Origin of the sequence: Undibacterium sp. FT79W (assembly GCF_014284215.1) — a bacterium.
GTDB classification, from domain to species: domain Bacteria; phylum Pseudomonadota; class Gammaproteobacteria; order Burkholderiales; family Burkholderiaceae_D; genus Undibacterium; species Undibacterium aquatile.
Genome location: NZ_JACOGB010000008.1, coordinates 105,752 through 123,749, shown reverse-complemented (window position 1 = coordinate 123,749; position 17,998 = coordinate 105,752). Strand labels below are relative to the sequence as shown.

The 17,998-nt window shown below is 52.0% G+C and carries 17 protein-coding genes; all 17 read right to left on the bottom strand.

Annotated elements, in window-relative coordinates; genetic code table 11:
• Nucleotides 1-58 precede the first annotated feature (58 nt).
• The 17 genes from hemN to narJ all read right to left on the bottom strand — a co-directional run bounded on the left by hemN (nt 59) and on the right by narJ (nt 17,979).
• A complete protein-coding gene (gene hemN / locus H8K38_RS15415) occupies nt 59-1,450 on the bottom strand; it encodes an oxygen-independent coproporphyrinogen III oxidase (RefSeq protein WP_186885735.1) in 1,392 nt (463 codons plus the stop codon).
• Between the two features lie 108 nt (nt 1,451-1,558).
• Complete coding sequence (locus H8K38_RS15410) at nt 1,559-3,886, bottom strand: TonB-dependent hemoglobin/transferrin/lactoferrin family receptor (RefSeq protein ID WP_186885734.1); 2,328 nt, start codon at nt 3,884-3,886, stop codon at nt 1,559-1,561.
• Between the two features lie 214 nt (nt 3,887-4,100).
• Nucleotides 4,101-5,243, bottom strand: coding sequence for an NnrS family protein (locus tag H8K38_RS15405; RefSeq protein ID WP_186885733.1), 1,143 nt, complete (start codon nt 5,241-5,243; stop codon nt 4,101-4,103).
• 288 nt (nt 5,244-5,531) lie between these two features.
• On the bottom strand, nt 5,532-5,927 hold the full coding sequence (locus H8K38_RS15400) for a putative zinc-binding protein (protein ID WP_186885732.1): 396 nt from the start codon (nt 5,925-5,927) through the stop codon (nt 5,532-5,534).
• On the bottom strand, nt 5,927-6,391 hold the full coding sequence (locus H8K38_RS15395) for an SCP2 domain-containing protein (protein ID WP_223827061.1): 465 nt from the start codon (nt 6,389-6,391) through the stop codon (nt 5,927-5,929). The genes H8K38_RS15400 and H8K38_RS15395 overlap by 1 nt, the downstream gene beginning before the upstream one ends.
• A 29-nt stretch (nt 6,392-6,420) precedes the next feature.
• Nucleotides 6,421-7,323 (bottom strand): U32 family peptidase, encoded by a 903-nt coding sequence (locus H8K38_RS15390; protein WP_186885731.1) that lies wholly within the window; start codon nt 7,321-7,323, stop codon nt 6,421-6,423.
• Between the two features lie 13 nt (nt 7,324-7,336).
• Nucleotides 7,337-8,341, bottom strand: coding sequence for a peptidase U32 family protein (locus tag H8K38_RS15385; RefSeq protein ID WP_186885730.1), 1,005 nt, complete (start codon nt 8,339-8,341; stop codon nt 7,337-7,339).
• Nucleotides 8,342-8,455: 114 nt separating this feature from the next.
• Nucleotides 8,456-9,148 carry a Crp/Fnr family transcriptional regulator gene (locus H8K38_RS15380; RefSeq protein WP_186885729.1) on the bottom strand — a complete coding sequence of 231 codons (693 nt, stop codon included), beginning with the start codon at nt 9,146-9,148 and terminating at the stop codon, nt 8,456-8,458.
• Nucleotides 9,149-9,448: 300 nt separating this feature from the next.
• Nucleotides 9,449-10,096, bottom strand: a complete 648-nt coding sequence (locus tag H8K38_RS15375) for a response regulator transcription factor (protein ID WP_186885728.1) — start codon at nt 10,094-10,096, stop codon at nt 9,449-9,451.
• 38 nt (nt 10,097-10,134) lie between these two features.
• Nucleotides 10,135-12,072: a type IV pili methyl-accepting chemotaxis transducer N-terminal domain-containing protein gene (locus tag H8K38_RS15370; protein WP_255423013.1), complete on the bottom strand. Its 1,938-nt coding sequence runs from the start codon at nt 12,070-12,072 to the stop codon at nt 10,135-10,137.
• Nucleotides 12,073-12,135: 63 nt separating this feature from the next.
• On the bottom strand, nt 12,136-12,822 hold the full coding sequence (locus H8K38_RS15365; RefSeq protein ID WP_186885726.1) for a carbonic anhydrase: 687 nt from the start codon (nt 12,820-12,822) through the stop codon (nt 12,136-12,138).
• A gap of 17 nt (nt 12,823-12,839) precedes the next feature.
• The gene (moaA, locus tag H8K38_RS15360; RefSeq protein WP_186885725.1) at nt 12,840-13,856 is read right to left on the bottom strand and encodes a GTP 3',8-cyclase MoaA; all 1,017 of its coding nucleotides are present in this window, start codon (nt 13,854-13,856) and stop codon (nt 12,840-12,842) included.
• Nucleotides 13,857-13,913: 57 nt separating this feature from the next.
• Nucleotides 13,914-15,242, bottom strand: a complete 1,329-nt coding sequence (locus tag H8K38_RS15355; RefSeq protein ID WP_186885724.1) for a hypothetical protein — start codon at nt 15,240-15,242, stop codon at nt 13,914-13,916.
• Between the two features lie 76 nt (nt 15,243-15,318).
• A complete protein-coding gene (locus tag H8K38_RS15350) occupies nt 15,319-15,771 on the bottom strand; it encodes a hemerythrin domain-containing protein (protein ID WP_186885723.1) in 453 nt (150 codons plus the stop codon).
• 89 nt (nt 15,772-15,860) lie between these two features.
• Nucleotides 15,861-16,607, bottom strand: coding sequence for a peptidylprolyl isomerase (locus H8K38_RS15345; protein WP_186885722.1), 747 nt, complete (start codon nt 16,605-16,607; stop codon nt 15,861-15,863).
• Between the two features lie 13 nt (nt 16,608-16,620).
• Nucleotides 16,621-17,304: a respiratory nitrate reductase subunit gamma gene (narI, locus tag H8K38_RS15340; RefSeq protein ID WP_186885721.1), complete on the bottom strand. Its 684-nt coding sequence runs from the start codon at nt 17,302-17,304 to the stop codon at nt 16,621-16,623.
• A gap of 12 nt (nt 17,305-17,316) precedes the next feature.
• Complete coding sequence (gene narJ / locus H8K38_RS15335; RefSeq protein ID WP_186885720.1) at nt 17,317-17,979, bottom strand: nitrate reductase molybdenum cofactor assembly chaperone; 663 nt, start codon at nt 17,977-17,979, stop codon at nt 17,317-17,319.
• Nucleotides 17,980-17,998 lie beyond the last annotated feature (19 nt).

Below are 17,998 nucleotides of genomic sequence, written 5' to 3'. Positions count from 1 at the left end.
CAAGAAAAAAGGAAATAAAAAAGCCTGGAATCATCCGGGCTTTTTTTGTCAGAAAAAATCAGATCAGCTTAGAATACGTCGCCGTCGTCACTTTCTTCAGATACTTATCGAACGTCATCGCCACCGCGCGGACAAACAAACGGCCTTTGGGTGTGACACGAAGCGCATCCGCATCAATCGTGATAAAGCCAACGTCCTCGTATTGACGTAATTGCGTAATTTCTTCAGCGAAGTAAGTCATGAAATCAATACCGTAAGCGGCGTTGATGTCTGCAACCGACAAAGGCATACTGCACATTAAAGTCATGATGACATCACGTCGTAATAAATCATCCTTATCTAAGGCGATTCCCTTCTCTACCGGCAATTTTCCTTCATCGAGCAACTGATAATACTCTTTGATCGTACGTACCGACTGGCTGTACGAATCACCGACTTTACCAATCGCAGAAACACCAAAGCCAATCAGATCGCATTCCGCACGGGTTGTGTAACCCTGAAAATTCCTGTGCAAAGACTGATCCTGACGCGCCTTATTCAATTCATCGTCAGGGCGGGAAAAGTGATCCAGACCGATGTAGATATAACCGGCATCCAGCAAGCGGCGGGTGGACATCAGGAAAATCTGCAAGCGCTCTTCAGCCGATGGCAGATCTGCCTCGATAATCTGGCGCTGTGCTTTGAAACGGCTAGGTAAATGCGCATAGTTGTACAGCGCGATGCGGTCTGGTGCTAATGCGATCAGGCTATCGAGCGTGCGGCCAAAGCTTTCAATATTCTGTTTAGGTAAGCCATAAATCAGATCGGCATTCACCGACTGAAAATGCGCTTTACGGCTTTCCTTGACTGCGGCTTCGACCATACTGAACGGCTGTATCCGGTTCACTGCCTGTTGTACAGCCGGGTCAAAATCCTGCACACCAAAACTATTGCGGTTGAACCCCAGCTCGGCCAACACCGCCAGCGTTTCCGGTTTCACTGTGCGCGGGTCAATTTCCACGCCCAGTTCAGCGTCATCCGTAAAGGTGAAATGCTGACGTATCATCGCCATTAACTGACGCAGCTCGTCCGAACTGAAAAACGTCGGTGTTCCGCCACCCAGATGCAACTGTGCGGTCAGGCGATCAGGGCCGATCCGAGCTGCGACCATCGCCATTTCTTTTTCGAGATAACGTAAATATTCTGTCGTGCGGCTGTGGTCTTTGGTAATGATCTTATTGCACGCACAGAAATAACACAGCGACTCACAAAACGGCAAATGCAGATACAAGGACAAAGGCGGATTATTCGTTCGTCCCGCTCTTTGTTCGAGATAAGTAATGTAACTTTGTTCGGTGAACCCGGTATTGAAGCGATCGGCCGTCGGATACGAGGTATAACGTGGCCCGGACTTGTCGAATTTCCGTATCAGCTCTTCAGACAGCTCAATATCGTCGATTGGTGTGGTCATTATGTTCTTTCGGTGCGTCTTGCATACAAGATCGCTATTGTATGCAAGCAAAGCCAGTCTATGTCGATTTACATCAATTTATTTAGCAGAATCTGCCGGGTTCAACATTTAAAAATCGTAGGTAACAGACATATCATAATGGCGTCCCGGCTGGGTGTAGGCATCGATCACGGCTGAGTTTGCCGCAACACCCTGCACATCAGACCAGTTCCAGTATTTCTTATTTGTCAGATTACGTACTGCCGCATTGAGCCGCAGATTTTTCTGCAAACGCCATTGTCCCGATAAATCTAAGGTCATTGCTGAAGGAATGGTCAGCTGCGCCACCCGTGGCGGAGTCGCTGGTTTGGGTAAATACGGGCTATCCAGATCTGCCGCCATTTTTGCATCCTGATGCAAGGCTTGTAGCCGGACTTCCCAGGCAGGTTTGCTATAGCTGACGCCAATACTGATTTTCGCCGGATCGATCGCATTCAACGGTAAGCCGGTCGTATCATCGCTGCCATGCGTGACGCCATAAGCAAATGGCATCGCCAGCTTACCACCGGCGATTTCACCCCACTGCACCTGCCCTTTAATTTCAAAACCGCTGATCGTCGCTTTATCGACATTGACTGTCTGGAAAATCGCCGGATCACCGATCACACCTTTACCGCCCAGCGGTTTTTTATCGACGATGAGGTTATCGTATTTTCCTCTGAACACTGCGATATCAAGGCTCAGTCTGTCGAGCATTGCACGTAAGCCGATTTCTATATTATGGCTTTTTTCCGGTTTCAGATCGGGATTCGACAATAACACTGCAGGGATTGTCGCACTATCGAACACGCCATTGATTTGTTGTGCATTCGGCGCACGGAAACCACTCGCATAGTTACCAAAGGCACTCCATTCCGGCGTCAAACGGTACAGAAAACCCAGCTTAGGCGAGACTGCTGAACCAGAAAGTGATTTGGCAGGCGTTTTTGCCGGTGGCGCAAAACCAGCCTGGCTGGTCACATCCAGATCAAAATGATCAAAGCGCACACCGGGCGTGATGATCCATTTTCCAGCAGATATTTCATCCTGCACAAAGACAGCGCGGCTGGAATCACGGGTATCAGGGAAATATTTGCGCGGTACAAAATCCGCATTTCCCGGATCGACGCCATCAAACATGTTTTTGATATCGGCACGACTGTAGTCGAAGCCGTAACTAAGGCGCTGCGACCAGCCCGCGGCCATTCTGAATAATTTATCGGCCTGAATATGGAATTGCGCGCTGCGCTCACTGTAGCTGACATCGCGCACGCGGTCGGCCAGCGTATTGCGGTGCGTTACACCGAATTCGCGGGAACTGGCATCCTGAAAACTGAAAGCCGTCTGCACATGATCGACATACGCGTTATTGAGCGTATACCGGCTTTGCAAGCTCAGACGGTCGCGTGTCATATTGCTCGTTGCATTTTCACCAGCGACCGCAGAGGCTGTCGTCAACGGCAGCTTGGCGCGACTCGATAGCAATTCGTAGTCAGCATCTTTATTCACATGCTCGGCGCTCACGGTGTGTTTCTGATCAGCCGTAGGCTGATACACCAGCTTCACCAATACCGACTGCCCTTCATTCTTCTGCGGATTCGGGGTAGTGCGATCCACATTGGCAACATCTTTGCTGCCCATATTTTGCATACCACCGGCATGATTCACCGCAGCACTCACTAACCACGTCAGCTCAGGGTTGATGCGCCCGGCCAGACTGGCTGACAGCGTCCGCGAATGATCGTCACCGTTATACGACAGCGATACTTTGCCGCCAAAATCTTTCTGCTGATCGCCACGCCGCTGCAGGAAATCAGCCGGTTCCAGCGTAATGAAATTCACCAGTCCGGCAAGGCCATCAGAGCCATACAATACCGATGCCGGGCCGCGCACAATTTCCACCTGACGGATCAGATCCAGCGATAAGGAATCCCTGCCAAATGCGTTGCTGCCATTGATGTAGCTGCGTGGCAGACGCACGCCATCCACTAGCATCAGCACACGATTACCATCCTGCCCACGGATATTGAAACCGGCATTCGTATCCCGCCCGGTTGCATTGCCGACGCCAGTCACAGTAAATCTGGCGGGCGCACGTTTGACGGAAATATTGGGTAAGTTTTTAACTAAATCATGAATATCGGCAACATGCCCGCTTTCCATTTCCTGCCAACCGATAATATCCATCGACAAGGGCAAATCTTCGACGAATTGCTCGTAACGGGCGCCACTGATGACAACGATCTGCACCGGCACCGTCGCATTCGCCAATAAAGTGGTGGGTGCCTGCGGCGCGGTCTGTGCCTGCACGTACGCTGTCAGACCCGTAGAAAAAAGACCGGCCAGCAGCAATCTGAGGGTGTGTTTTTTGATCCGGAAGCCATTTCCGGACAAGCGCGTTGCGTCTGATTTTTTCATGGTGAATACCAGCAAAGGAGAATAGCTAGCAGTCTAAACTTCCATCAACACGGGTCAATACGCATTCCGGTCAGGCGACTAGGTATTCCGAACTAGACCGCCGCGACATACTGCGACAGAACAAGGTCACTAAATAATCAACAACGAATCGTCAACGAATCACCAACAAATCATCACTGAATCATCACCGGCGAAACCAGCGCCAGAGCCAGTATCAGCCCGGCTGTCCATCTGCACGCGCTTTCAGATAGACCGGCAGCATCATGGCGATCCAGATCGTAATCAGTAACAACCAAACCGTGGCCGAGACAGTGAGCAAGGAAGGTATCACCAGCAAGCTGGCAACGATGCGCAGCATGGCAGCCAGATGCAGCCCGAGATACACCATCCACAAGCTGTTCGACACCTGCAATGGTCTGCCGCTATGTCCATAAGAAACACGGCTGACAAAAGCGACCAGCATGGTTCCCATGAACCCCAGCCCGAGTGCGTGTATGGAAGCGGAGCCAACTGCCACACCGAGCGCGCCCGCCGCCTGCAATCCAAACACCACCGCCAGCCAGGCAAATGACAAATGCAGCATTGCCAGCATGCGGTTTTGCAGGCTACGGAAAATTCCCCAACGCCACGACGTCACGACAAAACTCAGGCTAAGCACGCTTGCGCTGAAGGCCTCCAGATAACGCCAACCGGTAATCCCTGCCAGTACCAGCAACCAGCATCCGCCCAGCCAGACACCCAGCAACCAGTATGGCCGCCATGCCACATAAGGCTTCAGCACATTGCTGCTGAAAAAGGGCAGCATCCTGTGACTCACCGTCAGAAAAACCGGCAGCAAAAAACCGAAAAAAGAAAATTCGCGGGCAACCTGCCACGCATCGTTGTCGCCTGCGCTCCAGAAGACGGCTGCCAGCAATGCCGACATGCCGCCCAGCATCGCGATCAGGATAGATACGGGATGCTTTTTATCCAGCGCCTTGCTGCGCCGGATCAAATCACCCCAGCGCCAGGTCACAGCCAGCCATGCCGCCAGCATCAGCACAAACCCCGCAGTACGTAAGGGATACCAGCCTAAGCCCGCCGCAACTAAAACGAGCAGCAAGCCGCAAAAATAGGTACCGCCGTGTAAAAGAAAATAATGATCCGCCGATTCAACCGACAACCAGCGCGGCCCGGCGGTAAAAGTGAAGCCAAGAATAAACAAGGGAAATATACCGAGCGGCATCACCAGTGCGTGCAAAGGAACCGCCATCGTCTGCGACACCACTTGCCGCCACCACCAGACAAACAGAATCAGCGCTGCCAGGGCGCCAAGGAAAAAATACAAACGGTGAGGAGCAATCGCAAGACGTTTCATGAGGGTTCACCATGAGTGAAAAAGACATCAACAATAATCACAGGCAAGTGGCGATCCTGCGGATGTAAAACGAAAAATCAGCAATGCAGCCAACACTGCAACAATAAACTGATCTGAGGCAAATAAGCGGGAAAATATACTCCCCCCCAGTATGTTTTGAAGCCCTTATTTCATAAAGAGATTAAGGTGTTTTTCTCTAAAATGTGGGGGAGTATGCATATACACCACTAACTAAACGACTTAATAAGCGAATTAATAAGCGACTTACCAGCAATGCATCAACGACGGTTAGCAAGAGGGCTGCGCTATCGCTGGTGTGAGCTGAGCTAATTCCTGCTCCACAATTTGCCAGGCCAGCTGCGTTTCATCCTCTGAGGCATCCGCATGAAAACGCTTGCGTACGCCTTCCTGATTCAGGATCAGATGGCGGTCGGCGCACACGCCTGCCTGCTGCAAACAGGCCTTCACGCACGCCAGCGCACAACCATCCAACGCCAGCACCGGACGCCCCGATTGTGCGAGCCGCACCAACGAAGCGACACCGCCACCAACACCGGCGATGCACGACATCTGCGCCCGCCCTTCCCTGTCAAGCCGGACGGCGCAGGTGTTTGCGAGCTGCGCCACGCTGGAACAGCCGGAACAGGCATAGACCAAAGGCAGTGGCACAGGCTCAGCAGACATCAGACGCTTTCCGGCTGTCGTAAAAATCGCTCCGCAAACCGGCTCAGCCACGCTGGGCGCTCGCTGGCATCAATCCAGTATTTCACTGCGACGCCTAATTCCGTATTGCCTTCGATGCGCAGGCGGCGGCGAAAAAACAGGGTGTCGGCATCTTCCATGCCGGACGCCATCTGAAAAAAATCTGCCGAACTGGCTGACAGACTGACATCCGCTTCGGTTTCTCTGGCGTTTTTATAGACCGGACGGAACTTCCCCTGATCACAGTAAAAACACAGCGACAAACCCAGATCTTCAACCTGAATCCGAAAGGTTTTGCCGTAAAGGGTATCGGGCGCCACCAGTAGTTCCTTGCGGCGCGCAATTTCCAGCGCCAGCATCAGCGGTGCCGTTGCCAGCGGCGTCGGCATCCACTTACCTAATTGCTGAAACGGTGCGGGAAAACGAAATTGTGATAAGTCCATCATGCATACTTTCAGAAATAACGAAGCGCAACTTATTCCACCGTCAGCCATTGCATACCTGGCTTTGCCTGCCAGTAGCCATTGCTGCGTTGGGCATGTGGTGGCAGATACTGACTGCCGACTTGTGCCGCACTGAGAGACTGGCGCGCGCGATCAAACGCCGCGACCACTTCCGCCATGCCTTGCGACTGCGGTTGCAAACGCAAAATATCAACCTGCATGCCCGCTAATTCAGGTACCTGTGCGCCCAGATCAAGGCAAGTCGAACTTTGCGTCTGAATACCGTTAATCGTCAGAAAATCCTTACCGTCCCGCGTCGCCAGCGGCAATCCGTCGGGATATTGTTCGCAACGGAATTCGCAACTGTCTTTACGTAAGCGATGATGACGGGCGGTGAAACAGCGCGATGAAAACGCCAGCGCCAACCGTCCCCAGACCTGCACTTCCGTTTCCATGCCAACCGGACGTTGCGTTTGTATCGCTGCCAGATCCTCTTGTCCCAGCTCTATCGGCGGCGTGAAGCGACGGGCGCCGAGCCCGGCCAGCCAGCGCAGGGTATCAGCGTGATAGACATTCAGATGCGGCCCGGCGACAAATGGCCTGCCCTGCATTGCACGCACGGCACTGAAATCATTCGCCTCAATCAGCAAGCCCTGCTCAGAAGCTTTATCCACCAGCCGGTGCATATTACGGCGATCTGCTTCGCTATCAATCAAGGTCAGACTGGAGAGTACAACTTCTTTGCCTGCGTTGCGTAATTCTGTAGCGACCGCCAGCCAATCATCGAACTTCATCAAATGCCGGCGTGAGCAAGTGACTTCACCGAGATACACAATATCGACCGGCCATTGCATCGCATCGACATAAAAACGCAGAGTCTCTTCTTTTGACCAGTAATAGGCAAGCGGTGCCAGTGAGATTTTTAATGCTGTCATGGTATGTTGTGCCTTATTTCCAGGGACGCTCAAACGCACCTTGCGTCACCTGTGCGCCTTCGGCGTGACGCGCCAGCATCGCCTGCCATTCAGGCCGGGCGGAATAACGTTCAGGATCGCGTTGCGCTGCATCGAGTGCTGCGCGCAAAGTACCGACCACTTGCGTCACATAGCTGGGGCTACGCTGACGGCCTTCAATCTTGATCGCGGCCACGCCCATATTGATCAGTTGCGGCAATAAGCCGATCGCATTCAGACTGGTCGGTTCTTCCAGCGCATAATCAATTTCACCTTCGACTTCGAATCTGCCTTTACACAAAGTCGGATAACCAGCCGCCTCATCAGGCGCATAGCGATCGATCAGCGTGCCGCTCAGGCGAGCATACATCGTGCGATCTTTCTCTTCCCAACTGACCGCATGGGCAGGCGAACATACACCTTTGTTATTCGGCGAGTCGCCAGTCACATAACTGGATAAGAGGCAACGTCCTTCGGCCATGACGCACAGGCTGCCAAAGCCAAAGACTTCAATTTCGACCGTAGTCTGGCGAATGATTTTCTCAATCTCGGTCAACGTCAGCACACGCGGCAACACCGCACGCTTGATCGCAAACTGTTCGCGCATCAGTTCAATCGCATCGAGCGTCGTTGCCGAACCTTGCACCGATAAATGTAATCGCAGATCGGGGTGACGATCGCGCGCATACGCCATCAGACCGGGGTCCGCCAGAATCACGGCATCGGCCCCCATCTGCACCGCCGTATCAATCGCGGCGCGCCATTCGCCGACTGCGCGTGCCTGCGGATACGTGTTGATAGCAAACAGAATTTGTCGGCCACGGCTATGGGCATAAGCGACACCCTGTCGGATATCGCTATCGCCGAAATTGAGTCCGCCGAAATTGCGGGCGTTCGTGGCATTGCGTAAGCCGAGATAAACTGCATTTGCCCCTTTGTCTATCGCTGCTTTCAAAGCAACCAGACTACCGGCAGGAGCCACCAGATCGATAGGATTCATGACCCAAGATGGTAATGAAAATTATTTCCAAGGTCATTGTCCTGGGTCAATAAAATTTCAATAGACAACCATCGACGTCAAACCCACGCCGCCAATCACCTTACAGCCGGATGTTCAATGCAGGGTAACAACGCTGTGCTGATAGGTTTTCAGTGCGTCTGGCGAACCGATATGGATGGTCGAGCCGCACACGCGTATCAATTGTTCATCCATTAGCTGATGCAATACCCGCGATAAAGTTTCCGGCGACAGATTCAGCAATGACGCCAGCAAATGCTTCTTTAATTCCAGCCGGACTTCGTTGGTACTTTGCATCGCAGACGTTTGCAACAGATAGTCAATCACACGTTGAGTCGCATTTTGCAATGAGTAGCGCTCAACATTGCGGATAAAACCAAGCAAACGGTAAGACAGGCCTGCCATCATCTGACGTGAAATCAGGGGTGAGCGATCTAACAGACGCATCAATGCCTGTCGTGGGATTTTCAGCAGCAAGGTATTTTCCAGTGCTTCCGCATAAAACGGATACGGCTCATCCAGAAACATCATCGCCTCACCCAGACTCTGACCGGGGCGAATTAATTCCAACACTTTATCGTTGCCTTGCGAAGATGGGATACTGAGCTTCACCAGCCCGTACACGACGATGAAACAAGCATCCGCCTGATCCCCCTTGCGGAACAGCATCGTGTTTTTTTCTAATTCAGTCTTCACCACTTCTCTTTGCAATGTATGCAAATCCACTGCGGAAATATTCCGAAACAGGGCATGATTTTCCAGCAAACCAAGCAAATTAATTTTCGTCATGTTATCTCTCATGTTATTTCTCCAGCTTCTTTGACAGAAATCAAGTGTAGAAGCAGAGAAAAATACTGACTATCCGCCGAGAGAACTAGAGACGAAAAGCAAATGGAGAGAGCACATGGACGAATGACGGAGAAGCTCCGTCGGGGTTACCGAATCCGACAATGCCATTGATGAAACATAGAGGGAGAGTGACAGGAAATTCAGGTGGCAATAGTCGTCGTTATTGCCGCCAGGAACACGACCAAAGGCTGCATAATAATGTGGCAGAGCAACAACAACGCCGGGGGATTTCAGGCGGCATTACGACTTATCCAGACCGTGCTCAACCGCATATACGGCAATTTGCACACGGCTGCTGAGGCTGAGTTTTTTCAGAATATTCTGCACATGGATTTTGACGGTGCTTTCCGCCACGTTCAGGTTACGGGCGATTTCTTTGTTACTCTCGCCACGTGCCAGGCAGATCATGGTTTCACGTTCGCGCGGCGTGAGCTTCTCGCGTTCCGGTGTCGTGTTGAGATTATTTCCGGTGCGGAATTGCATCACCAGTTTAGCCGTCATGGATTCGGCGATCACCGGTTCACCAGCGGCTGCACGCCGGATTGCCTGCATCAGGTAATCTGCTTCAATATTTTTCAGCAGATAGCCACGTGCGCCATTTTTCAACGCTTTCGTCAGATCTTCCGCTTCCTCAGACACCGTCAGCATCAGCACAGCAGTATCGGGCAAATCCTCAACGATCAATTGCATCGCTTCCAGCCCGGAAAGACCGGCCATATTCAGATCCATCAACACCACGTCTGGCCGCAACTGCTTTGCGCGCTTTACCCCTTCCAGACCATCTGATGCTTCGCCGACGATCTCAAACTCAGGATTGCGTTGCAACAGCAAACGAATGCCACTGCGAAAAAGAGTGTGATCATCCACCAGCAAAATCTTAATAGGCATATTTTTCAGACTTTCATTTAAAGTGATCAATGCAGGGCTCAGGCAACGAGCCGTTCCTGACGCGGTAATTGCAAGGTAATCGTCGTTCCTGCACCGGGCTGGCTATGAATACCGAAGCTGGCAGATAAGCGTTCCGCACGTTCCTGCATGATACGCAAGCCGACATGGGCATCACCTTTTTCATGTACGCGATCGAGATTAAACCCGGCGCCATCATCGGTGACCGTCAGGGAAAAGTCGCGCTCATTCGCCACCACCACTTTCACGTTGCTGGCGTGCGCATGCTTACGCACGTTCGACAGTGCCTCCTGCAAGATAAACAATACCTGCAATTGCTGCTCGGGTGCCAGCGGTGCCCCGCTACCAGCTAATTGTATCTCGCCGTGTACGCCAGTCTGGCGCTGAAATTTATTGACGACATTGCGCATTTCCGACTCAAGATTACTGTCTTGCAAGCGAGTACGGAAATTCAGCAACAACTCACGCACATCTTCGTAACTTTCCTCAACCCCGGCGCGTAACAGCGGCGCAATATCTTTAATTTCTTCCACGTCATTGCGTCGCAACGAGTCTTCCAGCATCTGCACCTGCAGATTTAAAAAGTTCAGCCCTTGCGCAATACTGTCATGCAAACCTTGCGCCAGCAGATTACGTTCCTGCGATACTGCAAATTCTTTTTCTTTGGCAATCAGACGCTGGTTTTCTATCGCTGATCCCAAATTTTTACCCAATGTTTCCAACAAGCGACGCTCTTCACCTGAAATGACGCGTTCGTTCGCAAAGTGCAAAGAAAAACTACCGATCACTTGTTCCCGCGCCAGAATCTGAAAGACCGCCAGGGAGAAAAAGCCCTCTTCCTGGCAACGATAACGCCGCTGCTGATTCAGCTGACGGAAATCCCTGACCAGCACAATGCCGCTGTGAGTAGCAGCACCACATAAACAATCATTGGTTTTGATGCAGTGCTCTTCTTCTATCATCTGCTCCGAAATACCTTCGTGCACAGTGATATGCAAATGATCGCTCTTATTGTCAAGGATACGCACGGTACCACCATCGGCGTGAATTCTTTGCATGATCCTTTGCAGGAAGCCACGACACAACTCTTCAATGGCATTTGGCCGCGCCAAAAATCCAGCCGTTTCGTACAGCGTGCTGATCTCGTGATTTTGCGCCTGCAATTTCGCCGTCTTTTCAGAAACTCTGTCTTCCAGCGTGCGATGCACTGTTTGCACGCGATCAGCCATCTGGTTAAACGCCTGCGCCAGTACGCCAAATTCATCTTCAGTTTCTATCGGCAAGCGCACACTCAGATCATCTTTGGACATACGCGCAATACCCGCCTGCATGCGGGTCACCGGCCCGACTATCCACAGATATAAGAGATAAAGCAAGGCAACGCTGGCCGCCAGCGACATGAAAATCAGGGCTGTCTGACATAAGCGCAACCAGGTTGTTTTCTCTGCCAGCTCAACTTCTACCAGCGACACCAACTGGTTAATGCTTTCCACAAAATCCGGCAGTTTCTGTACATACTCTGCCAGCACGGCCTGTTGTCGTACTGGATCTGTTTCCTGCATAACGTTCTGTGCGCCGACTCGGATATGCTGCTGCCAATCTTTCTGCACCTCCCGCATCTGCTTACGGATACTGGCCGTGACCGGCAGGAATAAGGGACGTTTTGCGTCGCCCGCCTGCAAATCAGCAAGCGTACGGTCATATTCGGCCAGCGACTGCGCGACTCTACTTACAGCTTGTGGCTTCCCTATGCTCTGCTCCAGCTCGATCGCCAGACGGTAAGAACGCATGCGCAGGCTGCCAGCCTCATTAATTGCGGCCCCACCGCCTTCCAGCTGCCAGGACAACAGCAAGGTATAAGCAATCGCGGCCAGCGTCAGCGCCAGCCCGATCAGCGTCGTCAGTAATATCCGGAATGTCAGGCGTTTGCCTATCGGCAGACTTTGCGATGCATTCATCATTGGTACCTGTGGGTAGAAATATCGTACAAAGCAAGGCCTTTCACACAAAACCAGCCGGTATTATCCGCTGATATTCTGCTGTGTGTCGGGATGAGGGATACCCAACGGGCACACCATAGGTAAAAAAGTATCAGAGCGTGGCGAATAGGCGAGCAAAGCACCATTACTCATATCGAAATACCAGCCATGCAAAGCAATTTCACCACTCGCTTCCCGCTCGGATATCCACGGAAAACTACGTAAATTATTCAACGACATGATAATCGCACCTAATTCACAGGCACGGTTTTGTTCAGACTCGGACGACAAATTTAATTGTTGCAACACCTGTTGTTTCACTGGTTCAACAATTCTCATCCACTGCCCGATGAAATCAATTTTACGGCTAGGCTGATAGCCCTGCATCAGCGCACGGATACCGCCACATTTTTCATGACCCATGACGATGATACGTTTGACATTCAGTGATTCGACCGCAAATTGTATGGCGGCACTGACACCATGCTGATGCTCGGATTCGTTGCAAGGCGGCACCAGATTCGCCACATTTCTCACGACAAAAATATCACCGGGATCACAATCCAGCAATAGAGCGGGATCAACTCTGGAATCACAGCAACCGATCAGTAATGTTGTCGGATTCTGACCATGATTCAGTTTTGCATATAAAGGATCGTCGCCGTTAAAGTATTTACTTTGGAATCGCTGAAAGCCTTCAATGAACTGGTGAATATTACGTACTTCCATTCCTTACTCCATCTATCTTAGCCGCCGGTTTGCGACATGAAACGAATGATTTTATGCGGTTGCTCGATAAATTCATGTCGTTCAGGCTTCAATTCTATCGCAGTACGGATCGCAGCATCCAGGTCGCTGTCACTGATCCCTGCGCGCAGCAAGGGGCGCAGCTCAAATCGCTCTTCCTGCCCAAGGCACATGTAAAGCGTGCCATCAACAGATAAACGCACCCGGTTGCACGTAGCGCAAAAATGCTGGCTGATAGGAGAAATGAAGCCTATGGTTCCCTTGCTATCGGCACTGCTCCAGTAACGTGCAGGGCCACCACCCAGCTCGGTTGCCGCTGGCAATAAATTAAAGTGCTGAACCAACTGATCCCGTATCGGGCCAATGTCGAGATACTGACTATTGCGCCCGGTCGCGCCCATGGGCATTGCTTCTATCAGCCGAAGAATAAAACCTTCGTCAAAGCAAAACTGTGCCATTCGCAATATTTCATGGTCATTCACACCCTGCATGACGACCATATTGAGTTTAATCGGATCAAATCCTGCCTGTTTTCCGGCCTGCAAACCCGCCATGATGCTGGCAAAGCTGTCACGACCGGTAATTTTCTCCATACAGGCTTTGTCGAGACTGTCCAGACTGACATTAATACGATGTACACCGGCTTCGCGCAACGTCTGCGCATGTTTATGCAGCTGTGTCGCATTCGTAGAAAGAGAAATATCGTCAAGACCGGGAATTTCGGATAATTGTGACACCAGTCGCGGCAATCCACGGCGCAACAAAGGTTCGCCACCAGTCAGCCTGACCCGGCCAACACCCATACGGGCAAAGGCCGCAACTACACGACTTATTTCATCAAAACGCAGCCAGTTTTCCGGCTCTTCAAATCCGGAAAAGCCTTTGGGCATGCAATAGCTGCAGCGTAAATCGCAACGATCAGTGACCGACAGGCGCAAATAATTGACTTGGCGTCCGAAACGATCGGTCAGCGTATTGGCGGCATTAGCAGGAGTGGCGGGGGCAGGAGTTTCCATGTCTGCATTGTGGATGCAGGCGCCTGCAGGCACAATTCGCCGCCAGACCAGAATACGCTAGTTCTTTTGGGGGATATGCGGAATATTATTGGCTTCCGGGCGCATAAGGACAGTATGCAATTCTCGACGATAGCGAAACAAGGTCATCAGCATCAGCGCGCCCAGCAAACCTTGCGAAGCGGCAAACACAAGGCCAGCAAAAGTTGTCAACGCCATCGGTGCCAACGGCAACAGCAATAACAGCAGCAGAGCCAGCAAGACCAGACGTGCTTGCCATAACAAGCGCTGTGGCGGCAATATCACCTGCATGGCGGGCACACGCTGCCCGGCAGGCGTTTGTCGTCGCAGGTGCAGAAAGACCAGAAACGGAATAATTTTTCCCATCATCGCATTCACCGGCAACACGGCACCACCGACCAGCACCAGCACACCTATCCACCAGGGAAATGCCTGTACAACCCACACTGGCAAGACTGCAAGAAGACTGTGAGCAGAGTCACCAGCGTTGTACAACCCGGTCAGTAAAGCTGCAGTCGCCCAACTGGCGGCTGACACCAGCCATAACTGCCAGGCCGGATCAAATCTTCGCCGCGCCCGCCAGATGGCACGCAATGCAATACTGGCAAAAATCAGCATGAACGCGCAGCCAGCAAGCAATGCCCACTGCCAGAAAAATACCGGCGTCGCCAACACTAAAGGTATCCACAAAGCAGCGGGGACAACCCGTTGCCAGCGAGCAGAAGGTCGCGCACTTTGCCAAAACATGGGTACTGTCGTCGAACCAACGCCAAGCACCAGTGTCGCGATCAGACCAACCAGACCCCAAGCGACATGCAAATTCAGCCAATGGAGAACATCAATACTCCACCAGCCCGCGAAATTGCCTGCCAGCGCAATTCCGATACCAACCACCATGGCGATGGCGACTCCGGTCCAGCGCAAAGTACGGGTAGTTGCATCTACCACGCTGATACGCCACGCGGTATGCAGCAAGGCGCAAACCACCGCGCCATATAAGACAAAGGCACAACCCGCTGCCAACATGAATCCGTAAACATAGCCAGATAAAAATCCGCTGGCCAGACCGGCCGCGATCAAGGCCGAACCTATCGCAACGAAAGGAGAAATATAACGCGCGGCAGCCACGGTTTGCCCGGCCACCACAGGCATCAGTTGAAACAAGGCGCCGATCATGACTGGCATCAGCATTCCCAGCACCAGACTATGAGTAACGGCCAGCGTTAGTGGCGCAAACCGATCCGGCAAACCTGAAGCGGAGCCGAATGCCAGCAATAAGCCGGCGACCAAGCCCAGCCAAGGTGCCGGTAACAGACAACCGAAGATCGTCGCTGGCGATGGCGCCAGCTCGTAATTGAGAATATTCACACCTGACAAAACTGATCCTGTCTTTAAAGAGAAACAGCAGTCAGCAAAGAAAGGTCAGCCATATATCAGCGACACATCAGCCGCAAGAACATGCGCCGCAACAAGGGCTACCCATACCCAGTTTATCTTCCAGATCCGGAATACTGCCGCCACACATAGGGTACAAAATATTCTCTTCTTTTACATTGTGCTGCTGAATCAGTACATTCAGCGTATCGATTGCTGCCAACGCGGCTTCGGGTTGATTTGCCGCTATCGCCGCATACGCCTCGTCGCGCAGATTGCGTATCTCGGCATGCTCACTACGCATGACGCTGGTCGGGCCATTCACCATGCCGGTTGCCTGCTCCAGCGCAGGGAAAAGTTTGTTTTCTTCCAGCGTAAAATGCCCGTCCAGCTGTTCGTTGAACAAACGGAAATTGCGTCCGGCCGAAGCCATATCACCTTTATGCAAAGCGGCCTCGCAGCGGTTCAGTTGATCATCACACTCCTGATGCTGACGCACCAGTTCTTTCATTGCTTTAGACATGTTCTCACCTTAGTTGTGACCCGGAATGTGCAAACACATTCCTTAGTATTTTTTTTTTGCAATCGCGGCCGGCCGCATGCCGGCCTGCTTTACTGCACCAGAGGGCTGTCGGCACCTTGTATATCGATACCGGAAATCTGTGCGCGCCCTACCAGTAATTGCAGATACTGGCGTAACGCATGATCATGACTGGCCTGATGCATCGCGTTCGCAATATCTTTTTCGACCTTATCAAACGGCAACATCTGCCCTTCGACCTTACGCCCCACCTGTATGATATGCAGGCCAAAGCGGGTCTCGACCAGCTTAGGAATAATCCGACCCGCTTCGGCCGCAAACAATGCCTGCTCAAACTCTGGCACGGTTGCACCACGGCCGATCTGCCCCAGACTACCGCCGACTTCGCCTGATGGACAATTGGAATTGGCCTTTGCACATTCGCCAAACTGGGCCGGATTTTCCAACACATCCTCCAGTACCACCGTGGCGTGCTTACGCAGAGCATCCAGATCCACACCTGGTGTCACCTGAAACAGGATATGACTGGCTTCTGCCAGCTCACCAACCCGGAAGTGATCCGGGTGTGCCTGATACTGGCGCATACACTCATCTCGTCCGGGTGTGGGTACGCTGACTTCCTGTTGCAACAAGGCGTCAATCAGCGCTTCTTCATCATCATCCTGCAAACCTGACTGCTGCGCCTCTTGCAGCAGGATGCGGCGCAGAACCAGTGCCGTCATCGCACTTTTTACCGGGTCGGCAGCATCCTGATGTTCAGGTAACTCCCGCTCCATATCCGCATCGGTGAACTCATAACCATTGACTACGACAGGCATGTTAATCTCCAAATCAGCGTGGGCGAACCAGCTGCCATGCGCGGCTGATATAGGTCACAGAAGCAAAGCCGCTCCAGACGTGCACCAGACGGGTGAAAGGGAAAATCACAAACAAGCTCAGTCCCATGAACAAATGCAGCTTGAACAGTAATGGCGCGGCAACGATAAATTCAGCAGCGTCACCCTTGAAAGTCACGATGTGCTGTGCCCATGTCATCAGCAGCACCATCATGTGGCCGTCGCTGTGATTCGCTGATTCAAAAATCGTCGATAAGCCCAAGCCCAGCGTAATGAAAATCCACAGCAACAATACCTTGTCACCAGTTTTCGTCACAGCAGAAATCCGCGCATCAGAGAAACGACGATGCAACAAAATCAGCAGGCCGACCATGCATAAGGTACCGAAAATACCACCAGCCACCATCGCAATCATCTGTTTAAAGCTGTGCGTGATTCCCAGCGTGTCCCAGACAACGACCGGTGTCAGCAAGCCGACCAGATGGCCGAAAAACAATCCGAGAATTCCGAGGTGAAACAGAATATTGCCGGTTCTCAGGTTGCCGGTATGCAGCATTTGCGAAGAGTCGCTTTTCCAGGTGTATTGTTCCCGTTCAAAACGTGCCAGACTGCCGAACAGAAAAATAGCCAACGCGATGTAGGGATAAATCCCGTAAATAAATTGATGTAGATAAGTCATGATGGTATCTCCTCATTGACAAGAAGTAGCGCCGTTCGCTTTGGGCTGCTTAGGATAAAAATTGACCGGATGCGTGCCTGACAGATTCGGTTTCAGCAAAGGTTCAACACCATCAGCGCCAGGGCCGAAAGTTTCCATTGCGTCATCCATATCACGTACTGGCGGTTCACCCTGCTCTTGCGGCACGACATCCGTAAACGACGTCAGCATCAAAAATGCGTTCGCATAAGGACTTTCACGACGCTGCAGACGAACACCAATGGCCGCAATCACGTGAATTGCTTCACCCAGAAGTTTTTCAGCCTCTTCGTCACTGACCAGACTCAAAAATTCCAGGAACAAAGGAACATAATCCGGTAACTCGCTCGCTTCCGGTTCAAATCCATGGCGACGATATTCTTCAATCAGATCCACCATGGCCTGACCACGATCACGGCTCTCGCCGTGAATATGTTCAAACAGGTGCAACGCCACTGAAGGTGTGCGATCAAACGTGCCGACATAGTTTTCCTGCAAGGGAATCAATGCCGTCGTGCTCAGATAATCCAGCAATGGTTCCAGCGATTCCAGGCTGTCCGGTTCATCAGCCAGCGCCTGCCGTATCTCAGGAAGCGCCGCCTGCAATTCAGCCTGGGGATAGCTCAGGAGTGCAGATAAAATACGATAAATTTGCATACAATTTCCTTTAGGGCAG